Source organism: Flavobacterium sp. (genome assembly GCF_027531905.1).
GTDB lineage: Bacteria > Bacteroidota > Bacteroidia > Flavobacteriales > Flavobacteriaceae > Flavobacterium.
Map to the genome: position 1 here is coordinate 1 of NZ_JAPZSU010000068.1, position 10,828 is coordinate 10,828.

Annotated in this window: 10 protein-coding genes; 9 read left to right on the top strand and 1 reads right to left on the bottom strand. The window is 32.4% G+C overall.

All coding sequences use genetic code 11. The annotated features are described in order from the left end of the window. Positions 1-462 precede the first annotated feature (462 nt). The 9 genes from O9307_RS14280 to O9307_RS14320 all read left to right on the top strand — a co-directional run bounded on the left by O9307_RS14280 (position 463) and on the right by O9307_RS14320 (position 10,179). Complete coding sequence (locus O9307_RS14280) at positions 463-2,406, top strand: nucleoside-diphosphate sugar epimerase/dehydratase (RefSeq protein ID WP_366100649.1); 1,944 nt, start codon at positions 463-465, stop codon at positions 2,404-2,406. 392 nt (positions 2,407-2,798) lie between these two features. Next, complete coding sequence (locus tag O9307_RS14285) at positions 2,799-3,668, top strand: ABC transporter permease (protein WP_298300569.1); 870 nt, start codon at positions 2,799-2,801, stop codon at positions 3,666-3,668. A 109-nt stretch (positions 3,669-3,777) separates the two neighbouring features. After that, positions 3,778-4,125, top strand: a complete 348-nt coding sequence (locus tag O9307_RS14290; RefSeq protein ID WP_298300572.1) for a four helix bundle protein — start codon at positions 3,778-3,780, stop codon at positions 4,123-4,125. Between the two features lie 54 nt (positions 4,126-4,179). After that, positions 4,180-5,466, top strand: a complete 1,287-nt coding sequence (locus tag O9307_RS14295) for an ABC transporter ATP-binding protein (RefSeq protein WP_298300575.1) — start codon at positions 4,180-4,182, stop codon at positions 5,464-5,466. Position 5,467: 1 nt separating this feature from the next. Next, entirely contained in the window at positions 5,468-6,217 is a 750-nt protein-coding gene (locus O9307_RS14300) for a class I SAM-dependent methyltransferase (RefSeq protein ID WP_298300578.1), read from the top strand. A 9-nt stretch (positions 6,218-6,226) separates the two neighbouring features. After that, positions 6,227-7,300, top strand: a complete 1,074-nt coding sequence (locus O9307_RS14305; RefSeq protein ID WP_298300581.1) for a glycosyltransferase — start codon at positions 6,227-6,229, stop codon at positions 7,298-7,300. A 26-nt stretch (positions 7,301-7,326) separates the two neighbouring features. Further along, positions 7,327-8,211 carry an FkbM family methyltransferase gene (locus O9307_RS14310; RefSeq protein ID WP_298300583.1) on the top strand — a complete coding sequence of 295 codons (885 nt, stop codon included), beginning with the start codon at positions 7,327-7,329 and terminating at the stop codon, positions 8,209-8,211. Beyond that, on the top strand, positions 8,211-9,197 hold the full coding sequence (locus tag O9307_RS14315) for a glycosyltransferase family 2 protein (RefSeq protein ID WP_298300586.1): 987 nt from the start codon (positions 8,211-8,213) through the stop codon (positions 9,195-9,197). Before O9307_RS14310 ends, O9307_RS14315 begins: the two co-directional genes overlap by 1 nt. Then, complete coding sequence (locus tag O9307_RS14320) at positions 9,184-10,179, top strand: glycosyltransferase family 2 protein (protein ID WP_298300589.1); 996 nt, start codon at positions 9,184-9,186, stop codon at positions 10,177-10,179. Before O9307_RS14315 ends, O9307_RS14320 begins: the two co-directional genes overlap by 14 nt. Here O9307_RS14320 and O9307_RS14325 read toward each other — a convergent pair. Continuing rightward, positions 10,153-10,828, bottom strand: a 676-nt coding sequence (locus O9307_RS14325) for an IS1595 family transposase (protein ID WP_298300592.1), incomplete at its 5' end; no start/stop codon positions are given. The two genes, O9307_RS14320 and O9307_RS14325, sit on opposite strands and share 27 nt — an antisense overlap.

Consider the following 10,828-nt stretch of genomic DNA (forward strand, 5'->3'; position numbering starts at 1 on the left):
TCAACGAATAACCGATTCAACAGCTCACCCCCAATGTCATTAAGTTAAGAGATTTTTGATTGTAGATAAACGATTCTTGATTTTAGATTTTTGTGCTAATAAATAGGAAAAACTAGTTTTTTCAATGGTTTACACACATCAGAAATCAAGAATCGTTATTCAAAAATCAGCAATCAAATTATTGATTATTCCTTAACTTAATGACATTGAGCTCACCCCTTTTACGATTACCCGGTTCCACGATTCAATGAATAACCGATTCCACGATTCCACGAATAACCGATTCCACGATTCCACGAATAACCGATTCCACGAATAACCGATTCCACGAATAACCGATTCAACAGTTAATTCGTTAACCAGCAAAAAAAACGACTGGTAGCATATATTAACATTTTTCTTGTCCATGCTTTCCCAACAATTTGTACTTTTGTGTTTACTAATTTATAATGCAATTTTATTTTGAGTACGACTACGCAAAGTTTTTTCTCCAGAGCGAATCTAAAATTCAGTATTCATAATCTCAGTTATTTGCCGCGCTGGATTATCGTGTTGATGGACACGATGGTACTCAACGTCTCTTTTTTCTTTACCGTTTTAATTTTTAAAGGCACTGGTTTAGAGTATATTGTTACTCCGCATTACCTAGTATATATTAGCTTGTTGATCGGTGTTAATGTTTTTTTCTTTTGGTTGTTTCGTACTTACTCGGGTATTATCCGTCACTCTTCTTATATTGATGCTGTAAAACTGCTATTTTCTCAATTGGCGGTCTTGGTGTTTTTTTTAATAGCTAACTTTTTTTATGAAATAAGTACCGGAGAGAAAGCGATTTTAAATACGGCATTGTTTATCAATATCCTTCTTTCTTTTTGTGGGTTGTTTTTGTACCGCGTAGTGGTGAAACAGACTTTCGAATTGTATTTTTCAGATAAAGGAAGTAATAAGTTAATCCGTACCATTATTTATGGAACGGATGCCAATGCCATTTCGGTGGCCAATGCGTTGAAATTTGAAACGCCAACACGTTTTAAGATAGTAGGTTTTGTAGATAAAAATAATTTGAACTCCAACAAGCGAATGCTAGATTTGCCTATATTGGTACAAAAGAGAAAACTGCCTACCTTGATGCGGTCCGTTGGAGCGGAAGCCATTATTATTGCCGACAAATCCTTGACTAAGGACGAACAATTATTGATAGTAGATAAGTGTTTAGAATACAATTACCGTGTGTATACTGTGCCTTTGATTTCGAATTGGGAAAACCAAAAAGAGATTTCGGATAAAGTAAAAAACATACAGATTGAAGACCTTTTGGAGCGAAATCCGATTATATTGGATACTAAGACGATTTCTAAAGACTTAAAAGATAAGACGATTATGATTACAGGCGCTGCTGGTTCCATAGGTAGTGAGATTGTGCGTCAAGTGATACAATTTAAGCCTAAATCCATAGTTTTAGTAGATCAAGCAGAAACTCCTTTGCATCAACTAACCCTAGATTTAGCAGAAATTGCGACTGAATCTAAATTATCTAGTGTCATATCGGATGTTCGTAACAAAGAAGTGATGAAAAGAGTCTTCAAAGAGTATCAGCCACAAGTGGTCTATCATGCTGCAGCATATAAGCACGTACCTTTGATGGAAGAGAATCCTGCACAAGCGATTCAAACCAATGTGGAAGGGACCAAAAATGTAGCAGATTTGGCCTGTGAGTTTAAAGCGAAAAAGTTTGTTATGGTATCCACGGACAAAGCTGTGAATCCAAGCAATGTGATGGGGGCAAGCAAGCGTATTGCAGAAAAGTATGTGCAATCGTTACAGTTGAGAAGCATCAAGGAAAATAATGGAAAGGGAACTAGATTTATAACGACTCGCTTTGGGAATGTGTTAGGATCTAATGGTTCGGTAGTGCCTTTGTTTACCAAACAAATTGCCGCAGGAGGCCCTGTAACTATTACACATCAAGATATTATTCGCTATTTTATGACGATACCCGAAGCTTGTCAGTTGGTTCTAGAAGCAGGATCTATGGGTAAAGGAGGAGAAATCTATATTTTTGACATGGGGAAACCCGTAAGGATTATCGATTTAGCTCGCAAAATGATCAAATTGGCAGGGTTTATTCCTGATAAAGATATTCCAATAAAAATTGTTGGATTACGCCCTGGAGAAAAATTATACGAAGAATTATTAAACGATACTTCTAAAACGATTCCAACCTATCATGAAAAAATCATGATTGCAGAAGAAATTCAAGAGGAATTTGAAAACTTGCATGTTGAAATTGAGGAGCTCATCGGTATGTCACCCTTCTTTGGCAATGATGACATAGTAGGCAAAATGAAAAAAATTGTCCCCGAGTTTAAGAGTATGAATTCTAGCTATCAGTTTTTGGATAAGTAATGGGTTTATTGTTTATGGTTGATTGTTTATGGTTAATTGTTTGTGGTTGATTGTTTATAGTTGATTGTTTATAGTTGATTGTAAATAGTTGATTGTTTGTGGTTAATTGTTTATGGTGGTTTAGAAGTTTAATGATTTAACCGCAAAGTTCGCAAAGGGTTACGAAAAAGGGACGCTATAGGAATCTTCAGTGAGTAAGTGGTCAGTGTGAGTTCTCGCCAAGGTTACAAAATGTCACTGTTGTTGATCTAATAAAATTATAACCCTTTCAGTGTCTTGTACGTTGAAAGGGTTTCTTGTTGTTCGCTATTTAAGATTAATAGTTATCTTTGTGCCATCAAAAAATAGAAATTCTTAACTGGTGATTTTTAGCTATAGCTTTTGTACTCAAAATGAATACTACGCCTACCCCAAATGAAGATTGGTTGTTTGAAATAACACCCAAAAATTCTTTTTTTTCGTTTCCTTTCAAAGAAGTGTGGCACTATCGTGATTTGTTGTTTCTTTTTGTGAAACGTGACATCGTTACCGTATACAAACAAACCGTTTTGGGTCCGCTTTGGTATTTGATACAACCTTTGTTTACGGCCATAACTTTCACTATCATTTTTAATTCGGTTGCAGGAATAAAAACTGGAGCGGTACCTCCTTTTTTATTCAATATGGCAGGGATTACCGTTTGGAATTATTTTACCGCTTGTCTTACCGGAACTTCGGATACGTTCAGGGCCAATGCTAGTATTTTTGGCAAAGTCTATTTTCCAAGGATCATTACACCTCTTTCGATTGTTATTTCTAATTTGTTAAAGCTAGGCATACAATTTGGGATTTTCTTTGTTTTTTACGCCTTTTATTTCTTTCAAGGTGCCGCTGTTGGCCTGCATTGGTCGGTGGTCATGCTCCCCATTTTAATCCTCTTCATGGGTATTTTAGGGCTGGGATTGGGAATGTTGATTTCGTCTTTAGTGACCAAATATCGAGATTTCACCCATTTGATTGGTTTTGGCGTGCAACTGTTGATGTACCTCTCGGCAGTGATGTATCCTCTGGCATTGATTGAAGAAAAATTACCGCAATACGGATGGCTAGTCCATTATAATCCTTTGGCCTATAGCATCGAAACATCTCGTTATATGTTGTTGAATGTTGGAACGTTGTCTGTAAACGGACTACTTTTTACTTTTGTCGTAACGATGTTTGTTTTTTTTGCAGGTCTTTTGGTTTTTAATAGAACCGAGAAAAGTTTTATTGATACGGTGTAAGAGTGAGAAGGTGAGGAGTGAGAGGGTGAGGAGTGAGAAGGTGAGGAGTGAGAGGTGAGAGGTGAGAAGTGAGAAAGGTTAAGATGTTTATTATGAATAATTTATAAATATGAATCACAAGGATTTAGAGGTTTGGAAAAAGAGTATGGATTTGGTGCTTCAAGTATATCAAATTACTAATTTGTTTCCCGATACGGAAAAATTTGGTTTAACAAGTCAAATGCGTAGAGCTGCAGTTTCAATACCCTCAAATATTGCAGAAGGGGCAGCGCGAAAAAGTGATAAAGAATTTATTCAATTTTTATATATTGCTTTGGGTTCCTTAGCGGAAGTGGAAACACAATATCTGATAGCGATTCGTCTACAATATCTAAATGAAGATTTGAAAGTAGATAATAGTATTAATGAGGTAAAAAGTTTGATTATAGGAATGAAAAATTATCTATTAAAGAAATAGTTGAAGTGATTTTTTTACTTCTCACCTTTCACTTTTTCACCTCTCACTACTACTATGAAAGACATAATTTTAAAAGCCGAAAACATCTCCAAGCAATACCGCTTGGGTACGGTTGGAACGGGCACGCTCAGTCACGACTTGAACCGTTGGTGGCACAAAATACGAGGGAAAGAAGATCCGTATTTGAAGATAGGCGAAACCAACGACCGCAGCACCAAAGGAAATTCCGACTATGTTTGGGCCTTACAAGATATTAATTTTGAGGTACAACGAGGCGAAGTGTTGGGAATCATTGGAAAGAATGGCGCAGGGAAGTCGACTTTGCTGAAGATTTTATCCAAAGTCACCGCACCGACAACTGGGAGCATTAAGTCGAAAGGGAGAATTGCCTCCTTACTCGAAGTAGGAACTGGTTTTAATGGCGAACTCACCGGACGAGAAAATGTCTATTTAAACGGTGCCATTCTAGGGATGACCAAAAAAGAAATCACCCAGAAATTGGATGAAATTATTGCATTCTCGGGTTGTGAGCGCTATATAGATACCCCGGTAAAAAGATACAGCAGCGGAATGACGGTGCGTTTGGCCTTTGCCGTAGCCGCATTCCTAGAGCCTGAAATCTTGGTCATCGATGAGGTCTTAGCCGTAGGCGACGCCGAATTCCAAAAGAAAGCCATCGGCAAAATGCAAGATATCTCCAAAGGTGAAGGGAGAACGGTGTTGTTTGTGAGTCATAATATGGCAGCGGTAAAGAGTTTGTGTACAAGGGGGATTGTGATGTTGCATGGGCGAGTGGTATTTGAAGGGGGGATTGATGAAGTTGTAGATTTATATTTGAACTCAAATCAAGCAATAGATGAAACGCAATTACAAAATGTTGGATTTTTTGATTTTTCAAAAAATCCAAATAAGAAATATAAAGAAGGCGGTATTTTAAGTGTTGAAATTTTTTGTGAGGGAAAAAGAACAAATTCCTTATTAACTGGAAAAAATGTAGAATTCCATTTTGCCTTTTCAAATCCCGTAAAGTATAAAGAACCAGTTTTGGGAATAGTAATTAAGGATGATGAAGATTTACCTATATTGGGATTGAATAACAGAAATACTGGTGATAGTTTAAAACATAAAGAAAGTGAAGGCATTATTAAACTTTGCTTTCCAGTCTTTAGATTAATAAAATCAAAAAATTATAAGGTTGATATTTATTATGGAGATGAAGAAAACAATGTTGATATTATATTCGAAGCTTTTCATTTTAATGTTTTAAAAGATTTAGATACAAGGAAGCCCATTCAAGAACGATTGAATTATTTTTATGATTCAGAAATAAACTTCAAATAAGATGGTAGAGAATATTAGATATATTCATGAAGAAGCAGTTCATAATTTTAAGGCAGCGAGGGAAGTAATTCCTTTTCTTTTAGAAACACTAAATGTCAGTTCAGTAGTTGATGTAGGTTGTGGAATTGGAACCTGGTTAAAAGTTTTTGAAGAAAATGGAGTTCGTGATATTTTAGGAATTGATGGTAATTATGTAGATAAAAGTTTACTCAAAATTGACAAAAGCAATTTTGTTGAATACGACCTCGAAAAATTATATTTAGCCGACAGAAAATTCGATTTAGCAATTTCATTAGAAGTTGCTGAACATCTTAGTCTTGATAGTGCTGATGTATTTGTAAAAACGATTTGCAATTTAAGTGATACCATTTTATTTTCGGCTGCTATACCTAATCAAGGAGGGCAAAATCACATTAATGAACAAGAACCCAACTATTGGATTGAAAAATTTGAAAGAGAAGGATATTATCTCCTTGATGTTGTAAGACCTATTTTTTGGGAGAATGAAAATGTAGATTCATGGTACAGACAAAATATGCTTCTATTCACTAAAAATATTGATTTAAACTTAAAACTAAGTGTTTTAGAAAGTTTCTCTGGTAAGCATTTGGTGCACCCGGTTTTATCTATGGGGAAGGATAATAGTCTTAAATATTATAAAAATCAATTAGAGAGAATAGAGGCTGGAAAAAAAGATGTTAGATTCTATTGGAGTTTATTGTTGAAAGCTTTAAAAAGAAAGATGTTCTAATTTATAATTATGATTTCAACAAAGACCCCTAAAGTAACCGTACTAATGCCAGTATACAATTGCGAACTGTATATCAAAGATGCTGTTGATAGCATAATTAATCAGACATTTGTAGATTTTGAATTTTTGATTATTGATGATGCATCTACTGATAAAACAGTTAGCATTATCAAGGAATACAAAGATTCTAGAATTAAATTAATTGAAAAGCCTGTTAACACAGGTTATACCAATAGTCTTAATTACGGATTAAAAGTTGCAAAAGGTGAGTACATTGCTCGAATGGATGGGGATGATATTAGTTTACCTGAACGATTTGCCAAACAAGTGACATTTTTAGATTCAAATCCAGATGTAATTTTGTGTGGAACATTATATCAGATAATTGGGTCAGAAAAAATTTGTAATCATCCTCTAACTCACGAAGAGATAAAAGTAAAATTGATTTCTGGTTGTTATATTGCACATCCAACGGTAATGTTTCGCAAAGTAACATTTTATTTTTATAATCTGGAATATGATCCAAATATGGAACCAGCCGAGGATTATGATTTATGGACACGCATAGTCTTTCTTGGGAAAATGGCAAACATTGGGGAAGTATTACTTTATTATAGAATACATTCTCAACAAACCTCAATAGCTAGGAGTGAACGTCAAGGTAAAATTTCTAGAGAGCTAAGAAATAGAATGTTGCAAAAAGTAGTTCCTACAGTAAATTTTAAATTTCACTCTTTTGATTTAGATTCCAAATTGGATGAAAAGGAGTTTCATTTGGGAGAATTACAAAGTATAATTAAAACAATTGATTATATAATTAATAAGAACAATGAAAAAGCAATCTTTGATCAAACAATTTTTTCTAAAGAAATGTTTGAAGAAAAAGAATATTTATGTAGAGTACTTAGTGCAAAGTCAAATAGATATTCTTTTATAAACATTATTAATGTTTTGTATTATTTTCCATCTTTTTTTGTAATTGTGGGTATAAAGAAGAGTGTTGTTTTTATAGGGAGGAATCTTTTTTTTAAAATAAAAAATGAATTTTTTAAGAAAAAGTCCAAACTTGATTTATTAATGTAAGTCTAAAAATTATAAAAAAAAAGAATATGAGATTGTATATATATAAATTGATTTCAAAATTAGGTTATAGGATAGAGAATAAAAAAAAGATATCTTTAATAAAAGCTAAAGGAATTTCAACTTACAATGTTACTAAACAAAAAGATTTATTATTAAAATCATATGACTTTATCCAAAAGATTCAGCAAAAATTTCCAGAATTGAAGATCTCAGATTATGAAGATGGCGTTATAGTTGAGATTGATTCCCTGAAAATTTATGTTGAAACATTTGAAGAATTTTTTATTTTGAACGAAGTTTTTGTTCAAAATACGTATAATTTTTCATATGATGAAAAATCAGTTATTATTGATATTGGCGCAAACATAGGTATTTCGTGTTTGTATTTTTCTAGACTATTTAACGTTCTTAAAATTTATGCTTTTGAACCAGTTGGAATGTCTTACCAACAAGCTATGTTGAATATGTCATTAAATGGAGTAACAAAGGAACTTGTTGAGTTTTATAATGTTGGTTTAGGGGAAAAAGATAAAAATGAAGTATTTTTTTTTAATAGAAATGTAAAAGGTAATACGGGGGTAAGAGGAAATTTGAGTTCTAGTTTTAAAGCTGATGCTGTTGTAAAAACTAAAGTAATGATTAATGATGCATCAGTTCAATTAAGAAGAATTATTGATGATAATCCAAATGTTAAAATTATAGTGAAAATGGATTGTGAAGGAGGGGAGTATGATATTTTTGATAACATTGCATATTCGGGTATTCTTAAAGAAATTGATTGTTTAATGATTGAGTGGCATGATAAAGGGGCATTTGAAATCGAAAAGTATTTGAAAAAAAATGGGTTTGTTTTTTTTTCACATGTATTGGAACATAACTCAGGAATGATTTATGCAATAAATCAAAAGTAATGGAGCAACCTTTAGTTTCTATAATTATACCTACATTTAATAGGGCGACAATTATAAATGATACATTAGATTCGATTATAAACCAAACTTATTCAAATTGGGAATGTATTGTGGTTGATGATGGTTCTTTTGATTCTACTTTTTCGGTAATTGGGAACTATTGTGAGAGCGATTCAAGAATAAAAAGATTTAAACGTCCAGATACAAAGTTAAAGGGCGCTAATGCATGCCGAAATTTTGGGCTTTCACATGCGAAAGGATATTATTGTATTTTTTTTGATAGTGATGATATTATGACGACTAATTGTTTGGAGCAAAGAGTAAAGCTATTTTCAGAGCATCCAGAAAAGGATTTTCTCGTTTTCTCTATGGGGGTTTTTAGTGATAAATCACTCTGTGAAATATACCCTTATCGAAAAGTAATAAATCTTAGTTTGAAAGAAACCCTTGAAGATTTTATTTTGAGTAGCACTTTACCTTGGAATGTCAGTCGTCCTATTTTTAAAACTGAATTAATTCAAAATCAAATCGGATTCAATGAAGAAATACAAAATTTTCAGGATGAGGAATTTAATGTAAGAGTTTTGGGTTTTTTAAAGCCGAAATATTTGTCAATTGACATAACTGACTGTTATTATCGTTTTGATGAAGCAAGTATTAATAAGTACAATTCAATAAAAGGATATCAAGACATAATTGATTCATTATATTATTATTATACTTCTGTTTTTTTAATATTATCTAAAAAACAAAAGACAGAGTATAAAAAAAAACTTATTCAACGATTATTTAAACAATTGAAGCATTATGTTTACCCTAAAATCAACCCAAAATATGCATTTATGACAATTAGATTGTTTAAAAGTGAATTAAGTATAAATCTAGTAATTTATTGTTTATTATTCTTGATCATTTATCTCAATACTTATTATCATAACAGAAAGGGATACTATAGAATTACAAAGTTTATGTATGATTGTATTTAAAATGTCAAATCTTATATCTATAATCATCCCCACATTCAATCGAGCCCACTTAATTTGTGAAACGCTCGATAGTATTGTAGCACAAACCTATTCCAATTGGGAATGTATAGTTGTGGATGATGGTAGTACAGATGAAACAGCTACTCTTGTTGCAAAGTATATTTTAAAAGACAACCGATTTCAATATTATCAAAGACCAGTTGAAAGAATAAAAGGGGCTAATACTTGTAGGAATTATGGTTTTGAATTGAGTCAAGGGCAGTATATAAAGTGGTTTGATAGCGATGATATAATGCATAAAAGTTTACTCGAAAAGCAATTGAATACAATTGATAAGAATATTGATTGTAGTGTTTGTAAAGTAGCTTATTATGATTTTGAGATTGATAGAGTGTTAAAAGAAAGCACAATTTATTCAGACAATTTAATTGAAGATTATTTGTTAGGAAAGGTAACCTTTTATGTTTCTGGGCCACTATGGAGAAAAAGTTTTTTAAAGAATCAAAAAGAATTATTTGATGAAAACCTTTCAAATTTAGATGATTGGGATTTTAATTTGAGAATGTTATATCAAAAGCCTACAATTGCTTTTATTGATAAGCCATTAATAAAATATAGAATTCATCAAAATTCGTTGTCACAAGAAATAGGAAAGTTGAATTTCAAAGAAACACAATCTGAGTTTAGAGCGAGAAAAAAGCATTTATTTTTATTAAAAATAAATAAATTGGCTAATCCAGTGGTTTTAGGAAATTATATTAAAGCCCGATATAAATTTATTCTGAGAGATGCTTTGGTTAAGAAGGATGAATATAGGTTTTATTATCTAAAAAAGCTTTCTATTTCACAGATCGAAGATTTTGATTTTAGAGGTTTTATTAAAACTATTTTTGGTTTTACAAGTTTTAGTGTTTTTAACAAAGGTTATAAATTATTAAAATATAGAGCTGTAAAGTTATCTACTTGTTTTAATTGTTTGTAAACCAATAGGCTTTTGATTAATCATTCTTTTAATTAGATTGTCAAATATGGTTTGCTTGTGTATTGACCTGTTTAATCGATAGCTGTACTCGTCTAAATACTTTTCAATATTTTGTTCATGCATCCAAGAATATGTACTTCTTAGCCATGATTTTACTTGATGTATTATTGTATTTATTTGGAAAAAATCAGAAGTATTACTTTTAATTTGTTCAATATCATATTGCCTTTTCAATGGTTTATACCCAGACCATTTGTCGGTTTTTACCTTTGCTTGAGTTGATATATGACTATGAAAAATTTTACCAAGTTCATCAGAAGAGTAATCGTTAATTCTTTTGAAATATGCTCTTTTTATGCCTCCTTCATCATCAATTTCAACCGCTGCCACAATCTTCTTTTTTTTACTATCGTTGCTCCTTCCTTGCTTCAAATCTTCCTTACCGCCATAAACAAATTCATCAACATAAACAGTGCCAACAACTGGGTTCAACTCACTACTTTTCATTGCTGAACGGACTTTATGCATGAACAGCCATGCTGTTGGACGACTAATAGAATAACGTTTTGCCATCTGGGAAGAAGATAAACTTTTTGTGGTGGCACTCATTTCAAAAACAATTCCAAAAGCTTTGCGGATTCCAAATTTT

What these genes read in the sequence shown, in the direction of transcription:
- O9307_RS14285 (WP_298300569.1), top strand. Translation starts at nt 2,799, where the DNA reads ATGAATACTACGCCTACCCCAAATGAAGATTGGTTGTTTGAAATAACA.
- O9307_RS14305 (WP_298300581.1), top strand. Translation starts at nt 6,227, where the DNA reads ATGATTTCAACAAAGACCCCTAAAGTAACCGTACTAATGCCAGTATAC.
- O9307_RS14300 (WP_298300578.1), top strand. Translation starts at nt 5,468, where the DNA reads ATGGTAGAGAATATTAGATATATTCATGAAGAAGCAGTTCATAATTTT.
- O9307_RS14310 (WP_298300583.1), top strand. Translation starts at nt 7,327, where the DNA reads ATGAGATTGTATATATATAAATTGATTTCAAAATTAGGTTATAGGATA.
- O9307_RS14315 (WP_298300586.1), top strand. Translation starts at nt 8,211, where the DNA reads ATGGAGCAACCTTTAGTTTCTATAATTATACCTACATTTAATAGGGCG.
- O9307_RS14295 (WP_298300575.1), top strand. Translation starts at nt 4,180, where the DNA reads ATGAAAGACATAATTTTAAAAGCCGAAAACATCTCCAAGCAATACCGC.
- O9307_RS14320 (WP_298300589.1), top strand. Translation starts at nt 9,184, where the DNA reads ATGATTGTATTTAAAATGTCAAATCTTATATCTATAATCATCCCCACA.
- O9307_RS14290 (WP_298300572.1), top strand. Translation starts at nt 3,778, where the DNA reads ATGAATCACAAGGATTTAGAGGTTTGGAAAAAGAGTATGGATTTGGTG.